Here is a 26,755-nt window from a genome sequence, read left to right as displayed (position 1 = left end):
GGTCGGCCAGGGGCAGGAAGTGGCCGCTGACCAGGGTGGTTTGGTCGCTGCGGCCTTCGGCCAGGCGATAGTCGGCGCGGTGGCGTTCCAGGGCGCGTTGGCTCAGCTGCTTGCCGCGGGTGCGGTCGGTGAAGCGGCCGGGGTAGTCGTAGTCTTCCAGGTCGGGTTCGGCAGCGCTTTGGGTGCTGGGCCTGTAGGCCGATTCCAGGTCCAGGCGCGGCTTCTGGAAGTCATGGTCGCGACGGGTAACGCGGCTGGTACGGGTTTCCACGCGCACGCTGAAGCGTTTGATGACCGGATTGTCGGCGGTCATGCCGGTGTCCTGCACGTAGGAAGTGGGCGCGTCCAGCTTGGGAAAAAAGGTCTGGTCGTCGCCGAACACCAACAGGTGGCCGTCGTTGCTGTGCTCGAAGTGGTAGTGGATACCTTCTTCTTCGCACAGGCGCTGGACGAAGTGCAGGTCGGATTCGTCGTACTGCACGCAGTAGTCGCGGTCCGGGCAGGGTGCGCTCAGTTGGAACTGGTAGGCGTTGCCGAGGATGCCGTGTTCTTCGAGGATCAGGGCGATGATCTTCGGCGCGCTCATCTGCTGGTAGATGCGCTGGTTGATGCGGTGTGCCAGGTAAACCAGTTGCGGTGTCAGCACCACCTTGTAGCGGTGCAGGCGCTTGCCGTTGTCGCCCTGGGCGATCTGGTAGACCTGGCCGTGAATGCCGCTGCCGTTGGCGTCCAGGGCGAAGAACGCCTGCTGGTGCAGGAAGGTTTCGATGTCCACGTCGGGCCGCTCGCTGACCAGGTCGATCTCGAAGCGGTAGGGTTGGCTGATGCCCTCGATGCCGGTGAACGCGAGGACCTGGAAGTCGCTTTCCAGGCCGTCGAAGGTGATGCTGAATTGGGTCTGATCCGCGGGTGCGAACATTCCGTGTCCTCTCGGTGCTGCGGGTGTTGAACGGGCAGGGAGGTGTTGGATCCAGAGCTTCCTGCGCGGGGCGCGGATCTTAACATCAAAGAAAGTGCGCAACTTTTTGCGCACATGGGGTGCAGGCCACGGTTGGCAAGGGCTGGACGATTTTGTAACAGGAATATTTTGGGGGTTTGAGGGCGAATCTGCTCCCCACCAAGAGCAGATTCGCAGTTATCGCTACGCTTCGAGCCTGTCGATTGAGGCATCCACTAACGCTTTCCCCAACTGCACTAATTGAGCCGTGACCACCCCAAGCGAGCGGCTTAGCTGCAGGTCCGCATCACAATTCTCAGCGGCCAGCAGTTCGGCACAACCGAAAAACACGCTGGCCTGGGCCAAGGCTTCATGCACGGGGATGCCCGGCTGAACGCTGAATAGCGGGACGCCGTTGGCGGTTGGGCAGAAGGGAAGATGCTGCGTAAGAAGCATTGTTTCGTCTTGCATGGCTTGTACTCTGTGATTGATCAATAGATCACCCACACGGCCCGGTCACCAAGAAAACCGGCGCACGCGAAGGTGCCCTCACACGCAGCCGCCATCGAATGCAGCATGCGGTGTTTCTTAGTGATAAATCGGAGCCGTCAAACCCCATCACGGGTGTGCCGTGACGGGGTGGAGGATAGGGATCGAGGGAGTGTAGGTCAATCGATCGGCGGTGGGTTTTAGAGGTGCATGTCTTGGGTTTTTTGGTGTTCTTGAGATCGAGCGCCGCCCACGCGGCGCTTCCCGCCTCGCGCGCAAGCCCGGTCCCACGTTTCGGGCCAGTTTTGCCTGTGGCATCACCTGGTTCGCCTTGGTGCACCAACACAAATCCGCAGTGAACAAACAACGCGGACCAGGTGATGGCCCAGACATAATTGGCCCGAAACAAACGTGGGAGCGGGCTTGCGCGTGAGGCGGCGAAGCGCCGTGCGGACGGCGCTCGATCTCAAGGGCGCCAGAACAACAACGCCATGCACCTGTGCGCCCTCATGCGATCTCAAGCCAGGCCTGTAGCCGCTACGTGCGAGGCAGGTACAGGGTCACCCGCAACCCACGCTCAGGCAGGTTCTGCAGGCTGACTTCGCCGCCATGGCTGTGCGCGATGTTGCGTGCGATGCCCAGCCCCAAGCCGTACCCCTGCTGGTTGCTGGACAGGCGAAAGTGCGGTTCGAAGACTTTTTCCAGGCGCAGGGCCGGCACGCCGGGGCCTTCGTCGTCGACGTGGAGGATGAAAGCCTTGGCGTTGTCTTCGACGAACAGGTGCGCCCGCTCGCCGTATTTCAGGGCGTTGTCGATCAGGTTGCCCATGCAGCGCTTGAGCGCCAGCGGCTTGCCTGGGTAGGGCTTCCAGGCGCCGCCTTGCAGGGTGACCTGGCCGTTGCCTTCGGGGGCCACGAAGGGCTCGATCAGGCAGTCCAGCACGTGGTTGAGGTCCACCGGTTCGATGTTTTCGTGAATGTCGGTGTCTTTCACGCATTGCAGCGCGCCCTTGACCAGCAGTTCCAGCTCGTCCAGGTCGCGGCCGAACTTGGCCGCCAGGGCCTCGTCTTCCAGCAGTTCCACGCGCAGGCGCAGGCGCGTGATGGGCGTGCGCAGGTCGTGGGAGATGGCGCTGAACAGCTGGCTGCGCTCGGTCAGGTAGCGGCTGATGCGCCCGCGCATGGCGGTGAAAGCGCGGCTCACTTCGATGACTTCGCTGCCACCGCCCTCCACCTCCGGCTCTTCGGGCTCAGCCCCCAGCGACAGCTCGCGGGCAGCCCGTGCCAGACGCTTGAGGGGCCGGCTTTGCCAGTGCACCAACAGGCCGATGAACAGCAACAGGAACGAGCTGGTGAGCAGGATGAACCACCATTGCTGAGCCGGCAGGCCTTCTTCTTCAAGGCTGGTGTAGGGCTCGGGCAACAGCGAGGCGATGTACAGCCATTCGCCCTCGCCCAGGCGGATCTGGGTCACGAGCACCGGCGGGTTCACCGGTTCAAGGGTCAGCGAATAGTGCGCCCAGGACCGCGGCAACTCATCCAGCGCCAGGCCGCTGTTGAAGATGCGCAGGTCCTGGGGGCTGACGAACTCCACCGAGATGTCCATCTGCGAGCCCAGGCGCTCGTGCAGCACTTCGTCCACGGCGTTGATCACCGCCGCCTTGCGCGGCGTGGCCTCCAGTACGCGCATGTCCAGGGGCTTGTCGTTAAGCGACACCACGAAGCGCGTGCCGCCCATGCTGCGCAGCTGGTCCAGCACCATAGGCCGGTAAGCCAGCGGCAGGGAGCGGAAGTAGCTGACGCTGGCCGACATTGAATGGGCCAGGCTGCGGGCGCTGGTGACCAACCCTTCAAGCTGGGTGGCGCGCAATTGCGACACCCAGATCAGGCTGGACAATGCCTGCGCCAGCAGCACCACCAGCAGAGTCAGCAGCAGCATGCGCCCCAGCAGCGAGCGTGGCACCAGCCGGTTAAGCCGTGACAACGTTGGCCGCCAGCAAGTAACCACTGCCACGCACGGTGCGGATCAGCCGCGGCGGTTTGTCGGTGTCGCGCAAGCGCTGGCGCAGGCGGCTCACGGCCATGTCGACAATACGGTCCAGGGGCATCAGGTCGCGGCCACGGGTGGCGTTGCCGATGGTGTCGCGGTCGAGGATCTGCTGGGGATTGTCGAGAAACAGCTTGAGCAGGGCGAAATCGGCCCCCGACAGGAACACTTCCTCGCCGTCGGTGTGGAACAGCCGATGGCTGATCATGTCCAGGCGCCAGTCGTCGAATGCCATGATTTCACCCGAACGCTCCTGGCCAAACTGCGCCCGTCGCAGCAGCGCCTTGATGCGCGCCTGCAACTCGCGGGGGCTGAAGGGTTTGCCCAGGTAATCGTCGGCGCCCAGCTCCAGGCCGATGACCCGGTCGGCCTCGTCGGAACTGGCCGTGAGCATGATGATCGGCATCTGCGCCTGGCGGGGGTGCTGGCGCACCCAGCGGCACAGGCTGAAGCCGTCCTCGTCGGGCAGCATGACGTCGAGGATGGCCAGGTCCGCCGGCGCTTCGTTCAAGGCTTGGCGAAATTGCTGGCCGTCACCCGTGGTGCGGACGGTGAAGCCCGCGCGGGTGAGGTAGGTGTCCAACAGTTCGCGGATTTCCTGGTCGTCGTCGACCAGCAGAATCGTTTTGCCGGCAGTGGTCACGTGCTGCGTCCTTGTGTCCAGCGTCGGGTCGAGGCGCCCGATCAATAAACGCAGATTAAACGCCTACCCCCGTGCTTGCTGCAAGGCCACACCTGCACCAATCAGCCCCGAGAACTCGGCAGTCACAACCCACACGGGAATGCCCTGGAAGTATTCGCTCATGCAACCCTTGTCGGCGAAGCTGTCGGCGAAGCCGCTGGCCAGGAACAATTCCAGGAAACGCGGGATCACCCCACCCACAATGTACACGCCGCCTCGACCGCCAACAGTGAGCACGTTGTTGCCGGCCACACGGCCCAGGAAGCGACAGAACTGCTCGATGGTGGCCAGGGCCACCGGGTCGCCGGCCAGGCCGGCCGAGGTGATGGCCGCAGGCGTTGCCAGGCTTGCCGGGTGGCCGTCGACCGCGCAGATAGCCTGATACAGGCGCAGCAGGCCGCCACCGCTGAGAATGGTCTCGGCGCTGACGTGGCCGATCTCGTTCTGAATGTGCTGGCGCAACTGCGCTTCACGGGCATTGCCCACCGGCAAGTCCACATGACCGCCTTCACCCGGCAACGCCATGTAGCGCTCGTCGCCCAGGTTCAGCAGGGTGCCCACACCCAGGCCGGTGCCTGGGCCAATCACTACCGCTGCGCGCTCAAGGTCGGGCACGCCAGGGCAAACGGTCTTGAATTCGCCGTCTTCCAGGCGCGTCATGCCCAGGGCCATGGCGGTGAAGTCGTTCACCAGCAACAAGTGCTCTACCTGCAAGGTTTCGCAGAACGCCTTGCGGCTCAGGCGCCAGTGGCTGTTGGTGAAACGGAATTCATCACCACTGACCGGGCCGGCCACGGCCAGGCACACGGCGCCAATGGCCCCGCGCTCATGGCCCAGGTCCTTGAGGTAGACGCCAATGGCTTGCTCGGGGCTGGTGTAGTCCGCGGTAGGGAATACCCGTACAGAGTGCAGGTTGTTGTCTTCCCACAACGCGAAACGCGCGTTGGTACCGCCAATATCGCCAACAAGGGCGAGCTTCATTTGAGAATCTCCAGGCCGGACGTGAAGGCGCTGGCGCCCTGCTCCGCCGAGCTGAAGGCCAGTCGCATGAAACCGAACAGCTCGCGACCGCAACCCACGGCATTGGCCAGCTGGCCGACGGCAGGCGTGCGCGCGGCGAATTCGGCGGCGTCTACCAGCACCTCCAGGGTGCCCTTGACGCCATCGACACGAATCATATCACCGTCGCGCACTCTGGCCAGCGCGCCGCCATCAAAGGCTTCCGGGCACACATGGATGGCCGCCGGGATCTTGCCCGACGCGCCCGACATGCGCCCGTCGGTCACCAGCGCCACCTTGTAGCCACGGTCCTGAAGCACCCCCAGGAAGGGGGTCATCTTGTGCAGCTCGGGCATGCCGTTGGAACGCGGGCCCTGGAAACGCATCACAGCGACGAAATTGCATTCCAGCTCGCCGGCCTTGAAGGCATCGGCCAGGTCTTGCTGGTCTTCGAACACCCGCGCCGGGGCCTCGACCACCTGGTGCTCAGGGGCCACGGCGGAGACTTTCATCACGCCACGGCCCAGGTTGCCTTCCATCACGCGCAGGCCGCCTTCAGGGGAAAACGCACGGGCCACCGGGCGCAGGATGTTCTCGTCCAGGCTGTCCACTGGGCCTTCGCGCCATACCAGCTTGCCGTTATCCAGAAACGGTTCCTGGGTGTAGCGGCTCAGGCCATGGCCGGCCACGGTGTTGACGTCTTCGTGCAGCAGGCCTGCGGCCAGCAGCTCACGCACCAGGAACGACATGCCGCCCGCAGCCTGGAAGTGGTTGATGTCGGCCTTGCCGTTCGGATACACGTGGGACAGGGTTGGCACCACTTCGGAAAGGTCGGCCATGTCCTGCCAGGTGAGGATGATGCCCGCGGCCATGGCGATGGCCGGCATGTGCAGCGTGTGGTTGGTGGAACCACCGGTGGCGTGCAGGGCGACAATGGAGTTGACCAGCGACTTCTCGTCGACGATCTCGCCGATGGGCATGAAGCTGGCGCCGCTGGCCTTGGTCATGCGGGTGACCTGGTGCGCAGCTTCCACGGTAAGCGCATCGCGCAATGGCGTGTTCGGGTTGACGAAAGAGGCGCCCGGCAGGTGCAGGCCCATTACTTCCATCAGCAACTGGTTGGTGTTGGCGGTGCCGTAGAAGGTGCAGGTGCCCGGGCTGTGGTAGGACTTCATCTCCGACTCCAGCAGCTCTGCGCGGCTGGCCTTGCCTTCGGCGTAACGCTGGCGCACGTCGGCTTTTTCCTTGTTGGAAATGCCCGACGGCATCGGCCCGCCCGGTACAAAGATCATCGGCAGATGGCCGAAACGCAGGGCGCCCATCATCAGGCCCGGCACGATCTTGTCGCAGATGCCCAGCATCAGCGCGGCGTCGAACATGTTGTGCGACAGCGCCACGGCGGTGGACATGGCAATCACTTCACGGCTGGCAATGCCCAGTTCCATGCCCGGCTCACCCTGGGTGACACCGTCACACATGGCCGGCACGCCGCCGGCGAACTGGCCTACCGAGCCAATCTCGCGCAGGGCCTGCTTGAGCTGCTCGGGGTAGGTTTCATAGGGCTGGTGCGCCGACAGCATATCGTTATAGGACGACACGATGGCGACGTTGGCGGAGTTCATCATCCGCAGCGCGTTCTTGTCTTCGGTGCCGCACCCGGCCACACCGTGGGCGAAGTTGGCGCATTGCAGCTTGGCGCGCATAGGGCCATCACTGGCAGCCCCGCGGATCAGTTGCAGGTAACGCTCGCGCGTCGCGCGGCTGCGGTCAATCAGCCGTTGGGTAACCTCTAGAACGCGGGGATGCATGTGAAGAACTCCAGGCTATGGGGGTAACCGCTGCACCGAATTTCCCATTATCCCATCTGCCGCCTAGGCTCAGTGCAAAGGCTTGCTTTTGATCAACAGGAACAGCCGCGCCGGTCACTCGTTGTAGATAAAACAAAATATTGCCACCAAAAAGGCTTGTTTTCTATTTTTTTGCGAATAATCTTGTAATTCCAATAACAAAACAGATTTTGTGAACGTTTCCGCCGGCCCAACACCTCATATTGAGAGGGCACCGCACACAATCTGAACGCAGGTACCGACATGACTCTTCGAATTGCCATCAACGGTTTTGGCCGCATCGGCCGCAACGTTCTTCGCGCACTGTATACCCAAGGCTACCGTCAGGACCTGCAGGTCGTCGCCATTAATGATCTGGGTGACAGTGCCATGAACGCCCACCTGCTGAAATTTGACAGCGTGCACGGCGCGTTCGATGCCACGGTGCAGTCCGACCAGGAAAGCATCACCGTGAACGGTGACCGTATTGCGGTCAGCGCCATTCGCAACCCCGCCGACCTGCCGTGGAAAGCCGAGCGCGTGGACGTGGTGTTCGAATGCACCGGCCTGTTCACCGACCGCGCCAAGGCCGCCGCACACATCAGCGCCGGCGCCCGCAAGGTGATCATTTCGGCCCCGGCCAAGGGCGTTGATGCCACCGTGGTGTACGGCGTGAACCATGACGTGCTGCGCGCCTCGCACCAAATCATCTCCAATGCCTCCTGCACCACCAACTGCCTGGCGCCCGTGGCCCAGGTGCTGCACCGCGAACTGGGCATCGAACAAGGCCTGATGACCACCATCCACGCCTACACCAACGACCAGGTGCTGACCGACATGTACCACACCGACCCGTACCGGGCGCGGTCAGCCACCCAGTCGATGATCCCCAGCAAGACCGGTGCCGCCGAAGCGGTAGGCCTGGTACTGCCGGAACTGGCGGGCAAGCTGACGGGCATGGCCGTGCGTGTGCCGGTGATCAACGTGTCGCTGGTGGACCTGACCGTGAACCTGTCGCGCGAAGCCAGCGTCGACGAGGTCAATGCCTTGATGAAGGAAGCCAGCCAGCACTCCAAGATTCTGGGCTACAACACCCTGCCGCTGGTGTCCTGCGACTTCAACCACAACCCGCTTTCGTCGGTGTTTGACGCCAATCACACCAAAGTGGCCGGCAAGATGCTGAAAGTCATGGCCTGGTATGACAACGAGTGGGGCTTCAGCAACCGCATGTTGGATAACTGCCTGGCGCTGTGCAACGCGCAATAAGCCCTGGCTACCCCGTAGCCGCCTGACGACCGCGGCTACGTGGGTTTGTTACACGGAATGACTTGACCAAAGGCATAGATGATAAGCATTATCATTAACACCTAATTGGCCCGGTACCGCTGTGAGTCAGTCACACTTCAATTCCGTCTTCCTTGCCCAGCGCCTCAGCCTGCTGCGAACCCTGCAGCGCATGGTCAACAACCCCAGCACCGCCGAAGACCTACTGCAGGAAACCTACCTGCGGGTGACGCGCGCGCTGAGTGAACGGGCCATCGACCATTTGGAACCCTTCGTCTTCCAGACCGCGCGCAACCTGGCGCTTGACCACCTGCGCGCGCGCCGCGTTCAGGAACGTACCCTGCTGGAGGACGTGCCCAGCGAGGTCGTGCACAGCATTGCCGCCAGCCAGAGCACGCCGGAAGAAGCCGCCCATGCCGAGCAACTGCTGATGCGCCTCAACACTAGCCTGAGCCAGCTGACCACCCGCCAGCAACGCATCTTTATCCTCAGCCGCCTGCACGGTTGCAGTTACCTGGAAATCGCCGGCGAACTGGACGTCTCCGCCAGCACAGTGCAGAAGGAACTGAAATTGATCATGGCCATTTGCGTCGGTGTGGCGCAACGCATGGATTACTGACTGGTCTTACAGACGGCTTGTAGGACCGCTCTGAAGTGAAACGACGTTCACCTCAAGAGCATCCAGTCTTTGGTAAGCTGCCACACTCGTCGTACCGCCGTCATGAACTCGCCGCCCGAGGAACCCGCGTGACCGAACACCCCGCCACCGACAGCGCCATGGATCAGGCCCTGGACTGGTTGATCCGCCTGGAATGTGCCAGCGCCGGCGAGCGCCTGGAGTTCGAGCAGTGGCTGGGCGCCTCGACCGCCAACGCACAGGCCTTCGCCCGTGCCAGTGCCGTGTGGAACAGTGCGGCGGTCAACCAGGCCGCAAAACAACTGGACACCGTGACGCCTCGCTCGTGGCGCGCGCGACTGCGGCCGTTTTTCAAGCCCATGGCCGCAGTTGCGGTTATCCTGGTGGGCGTATTCACCTTTACCAACCTGCCCCTGCGCCTGGAAGCCGACCACCTGACCGTGGTGGGCGAGCGCCAGCGCCTGGAGCTGGACGACGGCTCCAAGGTGCTGCTCAACACCAACACGGCGTTTTCCTCGCACATTGACAAGGTGCAGCGTGAAGCCCGGCTGTACCAGGGTGAAGCCTTCTTCCAGGTCAACGGCAGCCGCCAGCAGCCGCTGGAACTGCAGGCCGGCCCCGTTCGCGCCACCGTGCGCGATACCGACTTCGCCGTGCGCCTGCTCGACGGCGTGGCCCAGGTTCAAGTGCAACGCGGCAACGTCGACCTGCTGGGCGGCGGCGATGCACGCGTGCGCCTGAGCGCCGGCGACAGCATCCGCATCGGCCCCAAGGGCTTTGGCCAGCGCCAGCATCTGGATGCACAGAAAGACCTGGCCTGGGTGCAGGGCCGCCTGGTTTTCGAGAACTGCCCGCTCAGCCAGGTACTGGATGAACTACGCCGCTACTACCCCGGCTGGATCGTCAACACCAACGAGCAACTGGCCAAGGTTGAAGTTACCGGCAACTACCGTCTGGAAAACCCGCTGGACGTGGTGCGCTCCCTCGCGCACATCACCTCGGCGTCGATGCGCGAATACCCGGCCCTCGTCATCCTCAACTGAACGCCGTGGCAGCCACTGGCTTGCGTGAAGTCGATGCGTAGGCGCTGCCGGACGGCGACGAGAAGGTCCGCAGGACCTTCGGCGGTGTAATGTCGTCATCACCTCACCAATTTATTTTTACGCGATCCCTCATCCTGCTTCGTCTCGTTATAGCCAATGCAACTGATTCGCATTTTTAGTTCATTGAACACTATAACGCCGCGCGACAGGGAGCGCTCTTCGATGTCTTCAGGTTTCAATTGTTTCAGCACCGCCAAACCCGGCCCACGCACGTTGTCCGCGCTGACCATGGCCATTGTGCTGGCGGCCACCCAGATGGCCCCGGCAATGGCTGCCGAACCTGCCGCCGGCAGCCAGGCCATGGGCAATTACACCTTTGCCATTGGCCAGCAGTCGCTGGTATCGGCCATCAATGCCTTCACCCAGGTGACAGGCTGGCAAGTGGGGCTGTCGGCCGAACTGGGTCAGGAGGTGCAATCGCCCGGCGTGCGCGGTTCGCTGAAACCCGAGCAGGCCCTGGAGCGCCTGCTGCTGGGCACCAACCTGAGCGTGCACAAGCTGGGCCCGAACAACGTGGTACTGGAACGCCGCAACACCGGCGCCATTGCCTTGCAGCAGGTGACCGTCAGCGCCACCCGCAACGCCCAGGACGTCAACAGCGTGCCCGCCACGGTGACCGTGCAAGACCGCGACACCCTGGACCGCAACAACGTCAACACCATCAAGGACCTGGTGCGCTACGAACCTGGCGTATCGGTAGGCGGCGCCGGCCAGCGCTCGGGCATTACCGGGTACAACATTCGTGGCATCGACGGCGACCGCGTCCTCACCCAAGTGGACGGCGTGGAAGTACCCGCCAGTTTCTTCAACGGCCCCTACGCGCAAACCAACCGCAACTACGTGGACCCGGAAATCGTGAAGCGCGTGGAAATCCTCCGCGGCCCGGCCTCTTCCCTGTACGGCAGCAGCGCCATCGGCGGCGCCGTCAGCTACTACACCCTGGACCCCGAAGACATCATCAAACCCGGCCAGGACTTCGGCGCGCGCCTGAAAACCGGCTACAGCTCTGCCGACCGCAGCTGGCTTAAATCCGGCACCGTGGCCGGCCGCCAAGGCGACTTCGACGCCCTGCTGCACCTGAGCCAGCGTGATGGCCATGAAACCGAATCCTACGGCAGCCACGGCGGTACCGGCCTGAACCGCACCGCCGCCAACCCGGAAGACGCCAAGACCACCAATGTGCTGGCCAAGCTGGGCTGGAACTATGGCGACGACGCGCGCCTGGGCCTGACCTACGAAAAGTACAAGGATGACCGCGACACCAACCAGAAGAGCGCGGTGGGCGGCCCATTCGTCAATGGCGCAGGCTTTGGCATGTACAAGGCACGCAGCGGCAACACCACCACCTCGCGCGAACGCTTCGGCATCGAAAACAGCTTCGGCCTGGACAGCTACCTGGCCGACCACGTGAAAATGACCCTCAATTACCAGATCGCCAAGACCGACGAGAGCACCGAGGAAATTTACGCGCCATCGCGCGTGGTGTACCGCACGCGCGACACCCAGTACAAGGAACGGACCTGGGTCTTCGATGCGCAGTTGGACAAGTCCTTCGCCATCGCCGACACCGACCACCACTTGACCTACGGCACCACGCTCAAGCAGCAGAAAGTTACCGGCCTGCGTACCGGTGAAGGTATCTGCATGTCGGTGGCCACTTACTGCACCTCGATTGGCGCGGTGAGCACCAACACCACCGACACCCCGGCCGCGGCCAGCGACTTCCCGGACCCTACCGTCAACACCTACAGCCTGTTCGCCCAGGACGAGATCAAGTGGAACCAGTGGACCTTCCTGCCGGGCCTGCGCTATGACTACACGCAGATGAAACCGCACATCACCCAGGAATTCCTCAACACCGCAGCCCAGAGCGGTGACGCCGTGAGCGCCGAGGAGAAAACCTGGCACAAGGCAACCCCACGCCTGGGCGTGACCTATGCCTTCAACGACAACTACACCTGGTATGGCCAGTACGCCGAAGGCTTCCGCACACCGACCGCCAAGGCGTTGTACGGCCGTTTCACCAACACCTCCCAGGGTTATACGGTGGCCCCCAACCCGGACCTGAAGCCTGAAAGCAGCAAGAGCTTCGAGACCGGCCTGCGCGGCCAGTTCGAGCACGGCAACTTTGACCTGGCGGTGTTCTACAACAAGTACCACGACTTTATCGACGAGAACTCGCTGACCCCGGGCTACACCGAAACCACGTTCCAGAGCGTCAACATCAAGAAGGCCACCATCAAGGGCGCCGAGGCCAAGGGCCGCCTGAATCTGGATACCTTCGGCCTGCCTGCCGGCCTCTACACCCAAGGTTCGGTGAGCTATGCCTACGGTCGCAACGACGATGACGGCCAGCCCCTCAACAGCGTCAACCCGCTGACCGGCGTGTGGGGCCTGGGCTACGACCAGGACAACTACGGCGGCCTGCTGAGCTGGACCGTGGTGAAGAAGAAAGACCGCGTGGACAGCAGCAGCTTCCACACCCCGGACGGCACCAGCACCCAGTTCAAGACGCCGGGCTTCGGCATTCTCGACCTGACCGGCTACTACAAGGTGACCAAGGACGTGACCGTCAGCGCCGGCCTGTACAACCTCACCGACAAGAAATACTGGCTGTGGGATGACGTGCGCGGCTACGACAGCGTGGGCGAAGCGGCCGTGACCCAACCGGCCAACCTCGACCGCCTGACCCAGCCGGGCCGTAACTTCTCGGTCAATCTGATCTGGGACATCTGAGGCCATTCGCGGTACCGTTGCCCGATTGAACGGTGCTGCGAAGTTTTTTTACTGAGTTTGCCGTGCTGATTCGTCTAGTAAAGCAGCCCCTACGTTTTCAAGGACCCCTGCATATGAGTGCCATCGAAACCTCCACGGCCCCGGCCAGCGAGCAGCCAGCCCTGCGTTCGGCCCGCCTGCGCCAGGCCAGCGCCGTGCTGCACGACCAGCTGGAACACGCCGTGGGTGACCACGCGCCGTTCGACAGCCGCGAAAGCTACGGCCGTTTCCTGCAGATGCAGTACCTGTTCCAGTCCGAACTCCAGCACCTGTACAACGACCCGCAGTTGAACAAGCTGTTCCCGGACCTGGCCTCGCGCTGCCGCGCCGACGCCGCCCTGGCCGACCTGAACGACCTGGGCCTGGCCGTGCCTCAAAGCGTGCCCGGCGCCCTGCAAGCACCCAACCAGGCCACCGCCCTGACCTGGATTCGCGTCTCCGAAGGCTCCAAGCTTGGCGCGGCCATCCTCATCAAGCGTGCCGAGGCCATGGGCCTGAGCGAAACCTTCGGTGCCCGTCACCTGGCCGAACCCGAAGGCGGCCGCATGCGTGGCTGGAAAGCCTTCAACGCCATCTTCGACGCCCTGCCCTTTACCCCGGCCGAAGAAGCCGACGCTGATCAGGCCGCGGTTGACGCCTTCTCGCGCCTGCAAATACTCTTGCAGCACACCTACTGCGCTCAAGCCTGAGCCGGACCCGGCCGGTGGCTTGCCACCGGCCAGCCGCCGCCTTTCAAACGCTGATGTCATGACCCGCCCATTGCCTTCCAAAACCGCGCGCATCCTGTTTGGCCTGCTCGCCTATGTCAGCCTGGGCATTGGCCTGGTAGCCATCGTCATCCCCGGCCTGCCCACCACCGAATTCATCCTGCTGGCGGCCTGGGCCGCTACCCGCAGCTCGCCACGCCTGAGCGCCTGGCTGGAAAACCACCGGCTGTTCGGCCCCATCCTCAGTAATTGGCGCAACGGCAAGGTCATCGTCCGCCGGGCCAAGGTCAGCGCCACCCTGAGCATGCTGGTGTGCTCGGTGATCATGTTGCTGACCCTCAAGCATGCCTGGCCGGTGTTCGCCGCCATCGCTTGCATGCTGGTGGTAAACCTGTGGATCTGGTCACGCCCGGAACAGCCCGCCCGCGATCTTTGATAGCCGCCTGTCAAAAATATTTAAAGTTGTAGGCGTATACGCCGATTTCCCGGTATCGCTGAAGAGATTCGGCGGGCGGGGTCGTGCTCGATCCTCGCTGTCCCGACTGGTCAACTTGTGAGTGCGCGCCCCATGTTCGACAACTTATCGATTCGTCTCAAGATCGTGCTGCTGGCAGGCCTGTGCCTGCTAGGCGTGGCAGGCCTGATCGTCGGGATAAACCTGTACCAGACCAACCAGAACAACGCGCTGGTCAGCGATTCCAGCCGTAAAATGCTGACCGAAAGCGTGCAGGACCTGCTGCAGACCAAGGCCGCTGAAAAAGCCGCGCAAATGCAAAAGACCTTCGGCGACAATCTGCTGGTGGCCAACGCCGCAGCCGACCAGATACTGGGGCTCAAGGCCCTGGCCAGCCACCGTGGCCTGCCGCCCGCGGCGCTGCGCGAAGACATCAACCAGGCACTGAAAACCATCTTCGAGCGCAACCCCAAGGTACTTGGCGTATGGACCTCGTTCGAGCGTCAGGGGCTGGACGGCCATGACGCTGACTTCGTCAACGACGATAAGCGCACGTCCAACGAAAGTGGCCGCTTCGCCCCCTACTGGAGTCGCTCCGGTGGCACCGGGCTGAACACCGTCACCTCGGAAAGTGACATGAATAAGACCGAGCTCAACCTGACCGGCACCCCGTACAATATTTGGTACACCTGCGCCCGTGACAGCGGCAAGCCTTGCCTACTGCAACCCTATACCGACACCGTGGGCGACAAGCTGATGCTGATGACCAGCATCGCCGTGCCGCTCATCGAGCAAGGCAAGGTCATTGGCGTGGTGGGTATCGACCTGGCCCTGGATTCTTTGCAGACATCGGCCGAACGCGCCCAGCGCGACATCTTCAACGGCGCCGGGCATATCATGATTGTATCAACCGCCGGCGCCCTGGCAGCCAACAGCGGCGACGCCAGCCTGCTGGGCAAGAAGGTCGACCAGGTGCTGGGCGACGAAGGCCGCCAGATCATGCAACTGATCGGCGCCAACCAGGCCAAGGTCATCAAGCAGGGCGACACTATTCGCGCCGTGTACCCGGCCGCGCCCATCACCGACGGCAGCCCGTGGGGCGTGGTCATCGACCTGCCGGAAAAAGTGCTGCTGGCCGACTCGGTCAAACTCCAGGGCGTACTCGACACCGCCCAGACCCGCGGCACTATCACCGTCATCGTGGTTGGCGCCATCGCCACCCTTGTGGGCCTATTACTGCTGTGGCTCACCGCCAGCGGCGTCACCCGCCCCATCAACAGCGTGGCAGCCATGCTCAAGGACATCGCCAGCGGCGATGGCGACCTGACCCAGCGGCTCAAATACACCAAGAAAGACGAACTGGGCGAACTGGTCAGCTGGTTCAATCGTTTCCTCGACAAGCTGCAACCTACCATCGCGCAGATCAAGCAGACCGTCAGCGAAGCCCGCACCACGGCCGACCAGTCCTCGGACATCGCACGGCGTACCAGCGACGGCATGCAGGTGCAGTTCCGCGAAATCGACCAGGTGGCCACCGCCTCCAATGAAATGAGCGCCACCGCCCATGACGTCGCCAACAGTGCCTCGAATGCCGCCAGCGCCGCCCGCGGTGCCGACCAGTCGGCCAAGGACGGTATGGCGATCATCGAGCGCAGCACCCGTGACATCAACGTATTGGCCGAGGAAGTGAGCAAGGCAGTGACCGAGGTTGAGGCCCTGGCGGTGAACAGCGACCAGATTGGCTCGGTGCTGGAGGTAATTCGCAGTATTGCCGAACAGACCAACCTGCTGGCACTCAACGCCGCCATCGAGGCCGCGCGGGCCGGCGAAAGCGGCCGCGGCTTCGCCGTAGTGGCCGATGAAGTGCGCAACCTGGCCAAGCGCACCCAGGATTCGGTGGAAGAGATTCGCCACGTGATCGAACGCATCCAGAGCGGCACCCGCGGGGTGGTGCAAACCATGCATTCGAGCCACGCCAAGGCCCAGGAAAACGCCGGCCAGATCCAGCAGGCCGTGCAGGCCCTGGGCAAGATCAGCGAAGCGGTCACCGTGATCAGCGACATGAACCTGCAGATCGCCAGCGCCGCCGAGGAGCAAAGCGCGGTGGCCGAAGAGGTTAACCGCAACGTGTCGGCGATTCGTACCGTGACCGAAACCCTTACCGGCCAGGCCACCGAATCGGCACAAGTCAGCAGCCAATTGAACGCGCTGGCCAGCCAGCAGATGAAATTGATGGATCAATTCCGCGTTTGATGGTCAAACCCTGTGTATTGTCGAGGCAATGCACAGGGACTGTTGCGGCGACGGTCCCTCAACCGGAGCGCCCATGCGATGCCTGAATTACTCGCCAGCTTTGCCCACGCACTGCACCTGCCGCTCGACGACCTGCCCAGGGTTGCCTTCCCCGGCGTGGGCGCCCTGCCCTCAACGTTTGCAGTAAGCGATTTTGCCACTGCCAGCATCGGCGTCGCCGGGCTGGCAGTGGCGGATTTGCTGCGCCAGCAGGGCCACTGCGTTGACTCATTGAGCGTGGATAGGCGCTTGGCGTCCTTCTGGTTCGCCAACAGCCTGCGGCCCATGGGCTGGGCGCCTCCGCCAGCCTGGGACCCCATCGCGGGAGACTACGCCAGCGCTGACGGCTGGATTCGCCTGCACACCAATGCCCCGCATCATCGCGCCGCAGCGCTGCGCGTGCTGGGCGACTGCGCCGACCGCGACAGCGTGGCGGCGGCAGTCAGCCAGTGGTCGGGCGAGGCGCTGGAAAGCGCCGTGATCGAGGCCAACGGCTGCGCTGCGCAGATGCGCGACCTGGCGCAATGGGCTGCCCATCCGCAGGGGCAGGCCGTGGCCGAAGAAGCGTTGATCCATCGAGTGCCTGGCCCGCAACAACGCCCACTGGCCTGGCACGGCAACCGCGGGCAGCCACTGGCGGGCATCAAGGTGCTAGACCTGACCCGAATCATTGCCGGGCCGGTGGCCACGCGCTTTCTCGCCTCGATGGGCGCCGATGTACTGCGCATAGACCCACCCGGCTGGGAAGAACCTTCGGTAGTGGCAGAGTTGACCCTGGGCAAACGCTGCGCCCGCCTGGACCTGCACGACAGCCTCGACCGCCTGACCTTCGAACGCCTGCTGGCCCAGGCCGATGTGTTTGTGCACGGTTACCGCGCCGACGCCCTCGAGCGCCTGGGTTACGACCACCAGCGCCTGCAGCAACTGGCCCCGGGGCTGGTAGACATCAGCCTCAACGCTTACGGCTGGACCGGCCCGTGGCGCAACCGTCGTGGCTTCGACAGCCTTGTGCAGATGAGCAGCGGCATCGCCGCCGCCGGCCAGCAATGGCGCCAGGCCGACGCACCAGTGCCGCTGCCGGTGCAGGCGCTGGATATGGCCACTGGTTACCTGCTGGCGGCTGCGGCCATCACCGGCCTGCGTGAGCGGCTGGCCACCGGCCAGGCCAGTTCGGCGCGGCTGTCGCTGGCCCGCACGGCCAAGGCCCTGGTAGACCACGGCCAGGTCACCACCGACCTGCCCTTGGCAGCCGAAACCGGAGGCGACTTGGCCAGCCAGATCGAACACACCCCCTGGGGCCCGGCCCAGCGCCTGACGCCGCCCTTGCAGATGCCCGGAACGCCCATGCAATGGGCCTGCCCGGCGGGCGAACTGGGCGCCTCGCCTGCCAGCTTCCCCAACTGACCGCGCGGCTACGCCTGGGGAACCGACTCTGTGGGCGCTGGCTTGCGCGCGAGCTATTGAGGCCTGAAAAGCTCGTTGGCAAGCCAGCGCCCACACAGGGCAGTCGCGCTTACAAGGTCAGGGCGCCGCTGTAGAGGCCGTAGGCTGCCAGCGCCGCGCCGAGCAGGACAGCGGCGAATATCAGCTTTTCCCAGCCGGTGAACAACGGCTGGCCCTGTTCGCGCTTGGCCTTGGCGAACAGGACCACGCCGGGCGCATACAGCAACGCCGACAGCAGCAAATACTTGAGCCCACCGGCATACAGCAGCCACAAGGCATACAACAAGGCCGCGCCGCCGATCAGCAGGTCGCGTTGACGCAAGGCTGCGCGCCCTTCATACGTTTCACCGCGCACGGCCAGCAGCACCGCATAGGCGGCCGACCACAGGTAGGGCACCAGAATCATCGATGACGCGAGGTAGATAAGGCTGTTATAGGTGCCCGCCGACACCAGGATGATCAACAGAAACAGCTGAATCATCAGGTTGGTCATCCACAGGGCGTTTACCGGCACGGCGTTGGCGTTTTCCTTTTTCAGGAACCGCGGCATGGTGTGGTCACGCGCAGTAGCGAACAGAATCTCGGCACACAGCAACGCCCAGGACAACAGCGCGCCCAGCAAGGACACCGCCAACCCCAGGCTGATCAGCAACGCGCCCCAAGGCCCGACAATGTGTTCCAGCACCGCGGCCAGGGACGGGTTCTGCAGCCCGGCCAACTGCGCCTGGGTCATGACGCCCAGGCTCAGCACGTTCACCAGCACCAACAGCGCCAGCACACCGAGAAAGCCCACCACGGTGGCCTTGCCTACGTCCGAACGTTTTTCGGCACGTCCCGAATACACGCTGGCGCCTTCGATACCGATGAACACGAACACCGTCACCAGCATCATGTGCCGCACTTGCTGGATCACGCTGCCAAGGCTGGGGGTTCCAGCGCCCCAAATGTCCTGAGTGAAAATGTCCGCCTTGAACGCCACCGCGGCAATGATCACGAACATCAACAACGGCACCACCTTGGCCACGGTGGTCACCTGGTTGATGAACGCCGCTTCCTTGATGCCGCGCATCACCAGAAAGTGCACGGCCCACAGCAACAGTGAGGCGCAACCGATGGCCACTGGCGTATTGCCCTGGCCAAACACCGGGAAGTAATAGCCCAGGGTACTGAACAGCAGCACGAAGTAGCCGACGTTGCCCAGCCAGGCACTGATCCAGTAACCCCAGGCCGAGGAAAAGCCCATGTAGTCACCGAAGCCAGCCTTGGCGTAGGCGTATACCCCCGAGTCCAGCTTCGGCTTGCGATTGGCCAGGCTCTGGAAGACCAGTGCCAGCATCAGCATGCCCACGGCGGTGATCGCCCAGCCAATCAGGATGGCGCCCGCCTCGGCCCGTTCAGCCATGTTCTGCGGCAGCGAGAATATGCCGCCGCCGATCATCGACCCCACCACCAGGGCAATCAATGCGCCAAGCCGCAGTTTCTGTCCCGGTTCTGCCATGCCGATGCTCCTGCGCTGCTGCGTTAAGGGAGGGTCAGGAAACGAGGTTAAATATAGTGCGATTTTCTGCACCTATCCTTTTTAGACTGAAAAAACAGTGAACTAATCGCGACGCGACCTAAAGAAAGATAGCAGGCTAATTAACCACCGGATCACACCTCAATAGAATCAAGCAAATAAGAAATTTTCCCAGCAAATAGTTGCTAAATCGAAAAACAGGGCTAATTTCTACATTCTCGGGACCGGTCGACTTTCATGTCACCACGCAAGGAAGCCCCACAGTACAGGGCCTCCGTGCGACCGAGCACCAACATCCAGCGAGCAAAACGAACTTGTACATCAACATGGAATACGCACATTAGATGACATGGATCATGCCTGCGAAATAACACCGGACGTACGCTATAGCCTCTTCTCCTGGAACGGAGTCTCATAATGTCAGCAGCTAATGACAAACTACGACTGGGCGCGCTAGTTGCGCTCGTGGTGGGCTCGATGATCGGTGGCGGCATCTTTTCGCTACCGCAAAATATGGCGGCAAGTGCCGATGTTGGCGCGGTATTGATCGGCTGGGCCATCACTGCCGTCGGCATGTTAACCCTCGCTTTTGTCTTCCAGACCCTGGCCAACCGCAAACCGAACCTGGACGGCGGCGTATACGCGTACGCCAAGGCCGGCTTCGGCGACTATATGGGTTTTTCGTCGGCCTGGGGCTACTGGATCAGCGCTTGGCTGGGCAACGTCGGCTACTTCGTGCTGCTGTTCAGCACCTTGGGCTATTTCTTTCCGATATTTGGTGAGGGCAACACCCCGGCCGCTATCATTTGCGCGTCGATTCTGCTGTGGGCCGTGCACTTCCTGGTGCTGCGTGGCATTAAGGAAGCCGCCTTCATCAACTTGGTGACCACCGTGGCCAAGGTAGTGCCGCTGGTGTTGTTCGTGCTGATCGCCCTGTTCGCCTTCAAGCTGGACATATTCACCGCCGACATCTGGGGCAGCATGAACCCCAACCTCGGCAGCGTGATGAACCAGGTGCGCAACATGATGCTGGTAACCGTGTGGGTGTTCATCGGCATCGAAGGCGCCAGTATCTTCTCGGCCCGCGCCGAAAAACGTTCGGACGTGGGCAAAGCCACCGTGATCGGCTTCATTACCGTGCTGCTGTTCCTGGTGCTGGTGAACGTGCTCAGCCTGGGCATCATGACTCAACCGGACCTGGCCAAGCTGCAAAACCCCTCCATGGCCGCCGTGCTTGAGCACGTGGTGGGCCACTGGGGCGCAGTGCTGATCAGCGTCGGCCTGATCATCTCGCTGCTGGGTGCGCTGCTGTCCTGGGTGCTGCTGTGCGCCGAAATCATGTTCGCCGCCGCCAAGGACCACACCATGCCGGCCTTCCTGCGCAAGGAAAACGCCAATCAGGTACCGGTCAACGCCTTGTGGCTGACCAACGCCATGGTGCAGATATTCCTGATCATCACCCTGTTCTCGGCCAGTACCTACCTGTCGCTGATCTACCTGGCCACCTCGATGATCCTGGTGCCCTACCTGTGGTCTGCGGCTTACGCGCTACTGCTGGCCGTGCGCGGCGAGACCTACGAACAGGCCATCGCCGAGCGCAAGAAAGACCTGATCATTGGCGGCGTCGCGCTGATCTATGCGCTATGGCTGCTGTATGCCGGCGGGGTCAAGTACCTGCTGCTGTCGGCCCTGCTCTACGCCCCTGGCGCCATCCTGTTTGCCAAGGCCAAGCACGAACTCGGCCAACCCATTTTTACCAACGTGGAGAAATTGATATTCGCCCTGGTGATCGTCGGTGCCCTGGTCGCGGCCTACGGGCTGTATGACGGGTTTTTAACGCTTTAACCCTTGTTTGTGAATCTGGAGGAACACTGCAATGTCCACGGAAAAAATCAAATACGGCGTGCATTCCGAAGCAGGCAAGCTGCGCAAGGTGATGGTCTGTTCCCCAGGCCTGGCCCACCAGCGCCTGACCCCCAACAACTGCGATGAACTGCTGTTCGACGACGTGCTCTGGGTAAACCAGGCCAAGCGTGACCATTTCGACTTCGTCACCAAAATGCGCGAACGCGGCATCGATGTACTGGAAATGCACAACCTGCTCACCGATATCGTCGGCCAACCCGAGGCCCTGGACTGGATATTGTCGCGCAAGATCACCCCTGACCAAGTGGGTGTGGGCCTGGTCAACGAAGTGAACAGCTGGCTGCGCAGCCTGGAACCGCGCAAGGCCGCGGAATTCCTGATTGGCGGTGTATCGGCCGACGACCTGCCGGACACGTTCGGCGGCAAGACCATCCAGATGTTCCGCGACTTCCTCGGCCACTCCAGCTTCATCCTGCCGCCGCTGCCCAACACCCAGTTTACCCGCGACACCACCTGCTGGATTTACGGCGGCGTGACGCTCAACCCCATGTACTGGCCCGCGCGACGCCAGGAAACCCTGCTGACCAGCGCCATCTACAAGTTCCACCCCGAGTTCACCGACGCCGATTTCCAAGTCTGGTACGGCGACCCTGACGTTGATCATGGCAGCGCCACCCTTGAAGGCGGTGACGTGATGCCCATTGGCAACGGCGTGGTGCTGATCGGCATGGGCGAGCGCTCCTCGCGCCAGGCCATTGGCCAACTGGCGCAGAGCCTGTTCAAGAACAAGGCCGTGGAACGGGTGATCGTCGCCGGCCTGCCCAAGTCCCGCGCGGCCATGCACCTGGACACTGTGTTCAGTTTCTGCGACCGCGACCTGGTGACCATCTTCCCGGAAGTGGTGAGCCAGATCGTCGCCTTCACCCTGCGCCCGGACGAAAGCAAGCCAGGCGGCATAGACGTGCGCCGCGAAGAGAAAACCTTCCTTGATGCGGTGGCCGAGGCGCTCAACCTCAAGACCCTGCGCGTGGTGGAAACCGGCGGCAACAGTTTTGCCGCCGAACGCGAGCAATGGGATGACGGCAACAACGTGGTGGCCGTGGAGCCGGGCGTGGTCATCGGTTATGACCGCAACACCTACACCAACACCCTGCTGCGCAAGGCCGGTATCGAGGTCATCACCATCAGCGCCGGCGAACTGGGCCGCGGCCGTGGCGGCGGCCACTGCATGACCTGCCCAATCATTCGCGACCCCATCGATTACTGACCGCACTTGATGCCTGGCGGCCATTACCCGTGGCCGCCAGGTCGATAACCGATACCCAAGGAGATCCATCATGGCTTTCAACATCCGTAACCGTAACTTGCTCAGCCTGGAACACCACACCACGCGCGAGTTGCGTTACCTGCTGGACCTGTCTCGCGACCTCAAACGCGCCAAGTACACCGGCACCGAGCAGCAACACCTGAAGGGCAAGAACATCGCCCTGATTTTCGAAAAAACCTCCACCCGCACCCGCTGTGCCTTTGAAGTGGCCGCCTACGATCAGGGCGCGAACGTTACCTACATCGACCCCAACTCTTCGCAGATCGGCCACAAGGAGAGCATGAAAGACACCGCCCGCGTGCTCGGGCGCATGTACAACGCCATTGAATACCGTGGCTTCAAGCAGGAGATCGTCGAGGAGCTGGCCAAATTCGCCGGCGTGCCGGTGTTCAATGGCCTGACCGACGAATATCACCCTACCCAGATGATCGCCGACGTGCTGACCATGCGCGAGCACAGCGACAAGCCGCTACATGACATCAGCTACGCCTACCTGGGCGACGCGCGCAATAACATGGGCAACTCGCTGCTGCTGATCGGCGCCAAGCTGGGCATGGACGTGCGCATCGCCGCGCCCAAGGCCCTGTGGCCCCATGACGACCTGGTGGCCCGTTGCAAGCAATACGCCGAGGAAAGCGGCGCACGCATCACTCTCACCGAGGACCCGAAAGCGGCGGTGAAGGGCGTGGACTTCGTGCACACCGACGTGTGGGTGTCCATGGGCGAGCCAGTGGACGCCTGGGGCGAGCGCATCAAGCAACTGCTGCCCTACCAGGTGAACGCCGAGCTGATGAAAGCCACCGGCAACCCACGCAGCAAGTTCATGCACTGCCTGCCGGCGTTTCACAACTCCGACACCAAGGTGGGCAAGCAGATTGCCGAGCAGTATCCGAACCTGAAGAACGGCATCGAAGTGACCGACGACGTGTTCGAGTCCCCGGCCTGCATCGCCTTCGAACAGGCGGAAAACCGCATGCACACCATCAAGGCAATCCTGGTGTCGACCCTGGCCGACCTGTAATCGGCCCCCCGTAGCAGCTGCCGCCAGGCGGCGTCCGGCCTCGACCCCGAGTGGCCTGCGGACCCAGCCTCACGGCAGTTGCTACATCGGATTGCCTTTCAAGCGAGGAACATTCCATGCGTATCGTCGTTGCACTGGGCGGTAATGCCCTTCTGCGTCGTGGTGAGCCCATGACCGCAGACAATCAGCGCGCCAATATCCGCATCGCCACCGAACAGATCGCCAAGATTGCCCCCGGCAACGAACTGGTGGTGGCCCACGGCAACGGTCCGCAAGTGGGCCTGCTGTCGCTGCAGGCTGCGGCCTACACCTCGGTTTCACCCTACCCGCTGGATGTGCTGGGCGCCGAAACCGAAGGCATGATCGGCTACATGATCGAGCAGGAACTGGGTAACCTGCTGGACTTCGAAGTGCCATTCGCCACCCTGCTGACCCAGGTGGAAGTCGACCCCAACGACCCGGCCTTCCAGAAACCCACCAAACCCATCGGCCCGGTGTACAGCAAGGAAGAAGCCGAGCGCCTGGCCCAGGAAAAAGGCTGGAGCATCGCCCCCGATGGCGACAAGTTCCGCCGCGTGGTGGCCAGCCCCAAGCCCAAGCGCATTTTCGAGATTCGTCCGATCAAATGGCTCCTGGAGAAGGGCAGCATTGTCATTTGCGCCGGCGGCGGCGGCATTCCCACCCTGTACGGCGAAGGCCGCAAGCTGCAAGGCGTGGAGGCGGTGATCGACAAGGATCTGTGCTCGGCGCTGCTGGCCGAGCAACTGGACGCCGACCTGCTGGTGATTGCCACTGACGTCAAGGCCGCCTACATCGACTGGGGCAAACCCACCGAAAAGGGCATCGCCCAGGCCCACCCCGACGACATGGAAAAGCTCGGCTTCGCCGCCGGCTCCATGGGCCCCAAGGTGCAAGCAGCCTGCGAGTTTGCCCGCAACACCGGCAAGGTCGCGGTGATCGGCTCGCTGGCTGACATCGACGCCATTGTCAAAGGCTCCGCCGGTACCCGCATCAGCACGGCCAAGCCGGGCATCAGCTACTTGTAGTCGAACCTGAGGGTAGGCCCGGGGGTCTATCCTCTACCTTTTCTTTCGAGGAGTTCTGCCATGGCCCAGTTCGAACCCGGTCACCTGCACATCCAGCGAGCGGCCCTGCAGCCCAATGACTTCAGCTACGACATCAACCTTCATTACGAAGTGCTGCACGACGCCAGCCGCGGCAAGTACGTGCATTTCAACGTCGAGGGCCACATCAACGACAAGCCCTTCAAGGACGAATTCGACCTGGACAAGAACGAGTGGTACAACTTCGCCAGTTCCGCCGACCACATCGCGCGCCGCAACGGCCTGCCCACCACCAGCGTGTTATCGCTGTCGATGCACAGCCACTATGACGCCTGTTTCGAGGATATTCGCGACCGCATTGGCGCGCAATCCGGGGATGCGGTGTCGGCGGAGCATCTTGACCCCCATGGCTGATTCGCAGGACAACCTCCAACGCTGTAACAACTCCTGGCTTGCGGGAGCTGATTTGCCAGCGAGCAGTGGAGGCCCGAAAGCTCGCCGGCGAGCCGACGCCCACAGGGCAGTGCTGCTACAACGGCCATGCACGGCCGTGGCATACTGACGCCCCCTGCTGTCCAGGCCCCCTGCCCGCCCATGCGCATTCACGTCAGTTTCATCGATCGAGTCGGTATTACCCAGGAAGTGTTGGCCCTGCTGGGCGCGCGCAATCTCAACCTGGATGCCGTGGAGATGGTTCCCCCCAATGTCTACATCGACGCCCCCACACTTAGCCCCAAGGTGCTGGACGAGTTGCGCGATGCGCTGTTGAACGTGCGCGGTGTACAAACGGTGAATGTGGTAGACATATTGCCCGGCCAGCGCCGGCATCTGCAGCTTGATGCCCTGCTGGCGGCCATGACCGACCCGGTGCTGGCACTGGACAGCGATGGCAACGTACTGCTGGCCAACCCCGCGCTGATCAGCCTGTATGGCCGTGAACCGGCGGGCGAATCGGTGACGGAGCTATTTCGCGACCCGACCCTGCTCGATACTTTGCTCGACCAGGGCTTTCGCCTGCCCCTGCGCGAGGTCAGCGTCAACGGCGAGACCTTGCTGCTGGACGCCACGCCGATCACCAACGCGGGCGCGCTGCTGACCCTGTACCCGCCCAACCGCATCGGCGAACGGCTGGCGGCCCTGCACCATGACCACGCCGAAGGCTTCGATTCGCTGTTGGGCGACTCGCCGCCCATTCGTACCTTGAAAGCCCGCGCCCAGCGGGTGGCGGCACTGGATGCGCCCTTACTGATCCAGGGCGAGACGGGGACCGGCAAGGAGCTGGTCGCAAGGGCCTGCCATGCCATCAGCGCCCGCCACAGCGCGCCGTTCCTGGCCCTCAACTGTGCGGCGTTGCCTGAGAACCTGGCGGAGAGTGAGCTGTTCGGCTATGCCCCAGGCGCGTTCACCGGCGCCCAGCGCGGTGGCAAGCCGGGGCTGATGGAGCTGGCGCACCAGGGCACAGTATTCCTCGACGAAATCGGCGAAATGTCGCCGTACCTGCAAGCCAAACTGCTGCGTTTTCTCAATGACGGCAGCTTCCGCCGGGTGGGCGGTGACCGCGAGGTAAAGGTCAACGTGCGCATTCTCAGCGCCACCCACCGCAACCTGGAGAAAATGGTCAGCGAGGGCACATTCCGCGAAGACCTGTTTTACCGCCTGAACGTACTCAACCTTGAAGTACCGCCCCTGCGCGAACGCGGCCAGGACATCCTGCTGCTGGCCCGCTCGTTCATGCAGCAGGCCTGTACGCAGATCCAGCGGCCCATCTGCCGCCTGGCGCCGGCCACCTACCCGGCACTGCTGGGCAACCGCTGGCCAGGCAATGTGCGCCAGTTGCAGAACGTGATCTTCCGCGCGGCCGCCATTTGCGACGGCGCGCTGGTGGACATCGGCGACCTGGACATTGCCGGTACGGCCGTGGCCAGGCAGAACGACGGCGAAGTGGAAAGCCTGGAACAGGCCGTGGACGATTTCGAACGGGCGCTGCTGGAAAAGCTGTACACCCGCCACCCCTCCACACGCCAACTGGCCACGCGGCTGCAGACTTCGCACACTGCCATCGCTCATCGCCTGCGCAAATACGGTATCCCTGGAAAATAGCGGTAGCCGGCGGCTCCACGCGGGCGCAGGCTTGTCCGGAATGATATCGATACACTGTATCGGTATCATTCCATGCGATCCGCAGTCCCCATTCCCAAGGGCCTGATCCCCATAGGAAATTTTTAGTCCGCAGCCGCGTAGCGATTTCGCTACAACCACCGTTCGCCTGCTCGCTCAAATACCCTCT

At 62.8% G+C, this 26,755-nt stretch carries 22 protein-coding genes and 1 pseudogene; 15 read left to right on the top strand and 8 right to left on the bottom strand.

All coding sequences use genetic code 11. The features are described 5' to 3' along the window. The 6 genes from tssI to edd form a co-directional block, all read right to left on the bottom strand. Positions 1–919: type VI secretion system tip protein TssI/VgrG (tssI, locus tag PMM47T1_RS17700; RefSeq protein WP_008371382.1), on the bottom strand; the 919-nt coding region annotated here is incomplete at its 3' end. 222 nt (positions 920–1,141) lie between these two features. Further along, positions 1,142–1,408 (bottom strand): DUF3077 domain-containing protein, encoded by a 267-nt coding sequence (locus PMM47T1_RS17695; protein ID WP_008371381.1) that lies wholly within the window; start codon positions 1,406–1,408, stop codon positions 1,142–1,144. A gap of 555 nt (positions 1,409–1,963) precedes the next feature. Next, entirely contained in the window at positions 1,964–3,364 is a 1,401-nt protein-coding gene (locus tag PMM47T1_RS17690; RefSeq protein WP_008371379.1) for a sensor histidine kinase, read from the bottom strand. A 31-nt stretch (positions 3,365–3,395) separates the two neighbouring features. Continuing rightward, entirely contained in the window at positions 3,396–4,115 is a 720-nt protein-coding gene (locus PMM47T1_RS17685; protein WP_008371377.1) for a response regulator, read from the bottom strand. A 63-nt stretch (positions 4,116–4,178) separates the two neighbouring features. Then, the gene (locus PMM47T1_RS17680; protein WP_008371375.1) at positions 4,179–5,135 is read right to left on the bottom strand and encodes a glucokinase; all 957 of its coding nucleotides are present in this window, start codon (positions 5,133–5,135) and stop codon (positions 4,179–4,181) included. Further along, complete coding sequence (edd, locus tag PMM47T1_RS17675) at positions 5,132–6,961, bottom strand: phosphogluconate dehydratase (RefSeq protein WP_008371373.1); 1,830 nt, start codon at positions 6,959–6,961, stop codon at positions 5,132–5,134. The genes PMM47T1_RS17680 and edd overlap by 4 nt, the downstream gene beginning before the upstream one ends. 282 nt (positions 6,962–7,243) lie before the next feature. Here edd and gap point away from each other — a divergent pair, with 282 nt between their 5' ends. From gap to PMM47T1_RS17660, 3 genes are all read left to right on the top strand, one after another. Further along, positions 7,244–8,245, top strand: coding sequence for a type I glyceraldehyde-3-phosphate dehydrogenase (gene gap, locus PMM47T1_RS17670; RefSeq protein ID WP_008371370.1), 1,002 nt, complete (start codon positions 7,244–7,246; stop codon positions 8,243–8,245). A gap of 121 nt (positions 8,246–8,366) precedes the next feature. Continuing rightward, positions 8,367–8,882, top strand: a complete 516-nt coding sequence (locus PMM47T1_RS17665) for an RNA polymerase sigma factor (protein ID WP_008371368.1) — start codon at positions 8,367–8,369, stop codon at positions 8,880–8,882. A gap of 158 nt (positions 8,883–9,040) precedes the next feature. Then, positions 9,041–9,943: a FecR family protein gene (locus tag PMM47T1_RS17660; protein WP_081492677.1), complete on the top strand. Its 903-nt coding sequence runs from the start codon at positions 9,041–9,043 to the stop codon at positions 9,941–9,943. Between the two features lie 98 nt (positions 9,944–10,041). Here PMM47T1_RS17660 and PMM47T1_RS30390 read toward each other — a convergent pair whose 3' ends face one another. Next, the gene (locus PMM47T1_RS30390) at positions 10,042–10,305 is read right to left on the bottom strand and encodes a hypothetical protein (protein WP_238536632.1); all 264 of its coding nucleotides are present in this window, start codon (positions 10,303–10,305) and stop codon (positions 10,042–10,044) included. Here PMM47T1_RS30390 and PMM47T1_RS17655 point away from each other — a divergent pair. From PMM47T1_RS17655 to PMM47T1_RS17635, 6 genes and pseudogenes are all read left to right on the top strand, one after another. Continuing rightward, positions 10,232–12,739, top strand: a complete 2,508-nt coding sequence (locus tag PMM47T1_RS17655) for a TonB-dependent receptor (protein ID WP_238536631.1) — start codon at positions 10,232–10,234, stop codon at positions 12,737–12,739. The two genes, PMM47T1_RS30390 and PMM47T1_RS17655, sit on opposite strands and share 74 nt — an antisense overlap. Before the next feature lie 113 nt (positions 12,740–12,852). Beyond that, positions 12,853–13,467, top strand: a complete 615-nt coding sequence (locus tag PMM47T1_RS17650; protein WP_008371360.1) for a biliverdin-producing heme oxygenase — start codon at positions 12,853–12,855, stop codon at positions 13,465–13,467. 58 nt (positions 13,468–13,525) lie between these two features. After that, complete coding sequence (locus tag PMM47T1_RS17645) at positions 13,526–13,921, top strand: YbaN family protein (RefSeq protein ID WP_008371356.1); 396 nt, start codon at positions 13,526–13,528, stop codon at positions 13,919–13,921. Positions 13,922–14,053: 132 nt separating this feature from the next. Continuing rightward, a pseudogene (locus PMM47T1_RS30935) lies at positions 14,054–15,334 on the top strand (PDC sensor domain-containing protein); the annotation flags it as partial. Positions 15,335–15,436: 102 nt separating this feature from the next. Further along, complete coding sequence (locus tag PMM47T1_RS30930) at positions 15,437–16,192, top strand: methyl-accepting chemotaxis protein (RefSeq protein WP_425224434.1); 756 nt, start codon at positions 15,437–15,439, stop codon at positions 16,190–16,192. A gap of 78 nt (positions 16,193–16,270) precedes the next feature. After that, positions 16,271–17,635 (top strand): CoA transferase, encoded by a 1,365-nt coding sequence (locus tag PMM47T1_RS17635; RefSeq protein WP_008371352.1) that lies wholly within the window; start codon positions 16,271–16,273, stop codon positions 17,633–17,635. A gap of 109 nt (positions 17,636–17,744) precedes the next feature. Here the strand turns inward: PMM47T1_RS17635 and arcD (PMM47T1_RS17630) are convergent, their stop codons facing one another. Continuing rightward, positions 17,745–19,172 (bottom strand): arginine-ornithine antiporter, encoded by a 1,428-nt coding sequence (arcD, locus tag PMM47T1_RS17630; RefSeq protein WP_008371350.1) that lies wholly within the window; start codon positions 19,170–19,172, stop codon positions 17,745–17,747. Positions 19,173–19,607: 435 nt separating this feature from the next. On the opposite strand from arcD (PMM47T1_RS17630), the gene arcD (PMM47T1_RS17625) reads away from it, so the two are divergent. The 6 genes from arcD (PMM47T1_RS17625) to PMM47T1_RS17600 all read left to right on the top strand — a co-directional run bounded on the left by arcD (PMM47T1_RS17625) (position 19,608) and on the right by PMM47T1_RS17600 (position 26,568). Then, positions 19,608–21,035 (top strand): arginine-ornithine antiporter, encoded by a 1,428-nt coding sequence (arcD, locus tag PMM47T1_RS17625; protein ID WP_008371349.1) that lies wholly within the window; start codon positions 19,608–19,610, stop codon positions 21,033–21,035. 31 nt (positions 21,036–21,066) lie between these two features. Next, positions 21,067–22,323 (top strand): arginine deiminase, encoded by a 1,257-nt coding sequence (arcA, locus tag PMM47T1_RS17620; RefSeq protein ID WP_008371347.1) that lies wholly within the window; start codon positions 21,067–21,069, stop codon positions 22,321–22,323. 70 nt (positions 22,324–22,393) lie between these two features. Then, on the top strand, positions 22,394–23,404 hold the full coding sequence (locus PMM47T1_RS17615; RefSeq protein WP_008371345.1) for an ornithine carbamoyltransferase: 1,011 nt from the start codon (positions 22,394–22,396) through the stop codon (positions 23,402–23,404). A 116-nt stretch (positions 23,405–23,520) separates the two neighbouring features. Then, positions 23,521–24,450 carry a carbamate kinase gene (gene arcC / locus PMM47T1_RS17610; RefSeq protein WP_008371343.1) on the top strand — a complete coding sequence of 310 codons (930 nt, stop codon included), beginning with the start codon at positions 23,521–23,523 and terminating at the stop codon, positions 24,448–24,450. A gap of 60 nt (positions 24,451–24,510) precedes the next feature. Then, complete coding sequence (locus PMM47T1_RS17605; RefSeq protein ID WP_008371341.1) at positions 24,511–24,882, top strand: DUF5064 family protein; 372 nt, start codon at positions 24,511–24,513, stop codon at positions 24,880–24,882. Between the two features lie 180 nt (positions 24,883–25,062). Then, positions 25,063–26,568, top strand: a complete 1,506-nt coding sequence (locus tag PMM47T1_RS17600) for a sigma-54-dependent transcriptional regulator (protein ID WP_008371339.1) — start codon at positions 25,063–25,065, stop codon at positions 26,566–26,568. The last annotated feature ends 187 nt before the right edge of the window (positions 26,569–26,755 follow it).

It is taken from the genome of Pseudomonas sp. M47T1 (genome assembly GCF_000263855.1).
In the GTDB taxonomy this organism is placed as follows: Bacteria; Pseudomonadota; Gammaproteobacteria; order Pseudomonadales; family Pseudomonadaceae; genus Aquipseudomonas.
Note: the sequence above shows the minus strand (reverse complement) of the source record. Positions and strands in the feature narration are given on the sequence as shown.

Coding starts and splice junctions, on each gene's coding strand:
- PMM47T1_RS17695 (WP_008371381.1), bottom strand. CDS start 1,408: ATGCAAGACGAAACAATGCTTCTTACGCAGCATCTTCCCTTCTGCCCA.
- PMM47T1_RS17690 (WP_008371379.1), bottom strand. CDS start 3,364: ATGCTGCTGCTGACTCTGCTGGTGGTGCTGCTGGCGCAGGCATTGTCC.
- PMM47T1_RS17680 (WP_008371375.1), bottom strand. CDS start 5,135: ATGAAGCTCGCCCTTGTTGGCGATATTGGCGGTACCAACGCGCGTTTC.
- edd (WP_008371373.1), bottom strand. CDS start 6,961: ATGCATCCCCGCGTTCTAGAGGTTACCCAACGGCTGATTGACCGCAGC.
- gap (WP_008371370.1), top strand. CDS start 7,244: ATGACTCTTCGAATTGCCATCAACGGTTTTGGCCGCATCGGCCGCAAC.
- PMM47T1_RS17660 (WP_081492677.1), top strand. CDS start 9,041: ATGGATCAGGCCCTGGACTGGTTGATCCGCCTGGAATGTGCCAGCGCC.
- PMM47T1_RS17655 (WP_238536631.1), top strand. CDS start 10,232: ATGGCCATTGTGCTGGCGGCCACCCAGATGGCCCCGGCAATGGCTGCC.
- PMM47T1_RS30390 (WP_238536632.1), bottom strand. CDS start 10,305: ATGGCCTGGCTGCCGGCGGCAGGTTCGGCAGCCATTGCCGGGGCCATC.
- PMM47T1_RS17650 (WP_008371360.1), top strand. CDS start 12,853: ATGAGTGCCATCGAAACCTCCACGGCCCCGGCCAGCGAGCAGCCAGCC.
- PMM47T1_RS17645 (WP_008371356.1), top strand. CDS start 13,526: ATGACCCGCCCATTGCCTTCCAAAACCGCGCGCATCCTGTTTGGCCTG.
- PMM47T1_RS30930 (WP_425224434.1), top strand. CDS start 15,437: ATGCAGGTGCAGTTCCGCGAAATCGACCAGGTGGCCACCGCCTCCAAT.
- PMM47T1_RS17635 (WP_008371352.1), top strand. CDS start 16,271: ATGCCTGAATTACTCGCCAGCTTTGCCCACGCACTGCACCTGCCGCTC.
- arcD (WP_008371350.1), bottom strand. CDS start 19,172: ATGGCAGAACCGGGACAGAAACTGCGGCTTGGCGCATTGATTGCCCTG.
- arcD (WP_008371349.1), top strand. CDS start 19,608: ATGTCAGCAGCTAATGACAAACTACGACTGGGCGCGCTAGTTGCGCTC.
- arcA (WP_008371347.1), top strand. CDS start 21,067: ATGTCCACGGAAAAAATCAAATACGGCGTGCATTCCGAAGCAGGCAAG.
- PMM47T1_RS17615 (WP_008371345.1), top strand. CDS start 22,394: ATGGCTTTCAACATCCGTAACCGTAACTTGCTCAGCCTGGAACACCAC.
- arcC (WP_008371343.1), top strand. CDS start 23,521: ATGCGTATCGTCGTTGCACTGGGCGGTAATGCCCTTCTGCGTCGTGGT.
- PMM47T1_RS17605 (WP_008371341.1), top strand. CDS start 24,511: ATGGCCCAGTTCGAACCCGGTCACCTGCACATCCAGCGAGCGGCCCTG.
- PMM47T1_RS17600 (WP_008371339.1), top strand. CDS start 25,063: ATGCGCATTCACGTCAGTTTCATCGATCGAGTCGGTATTACCCAGGAA.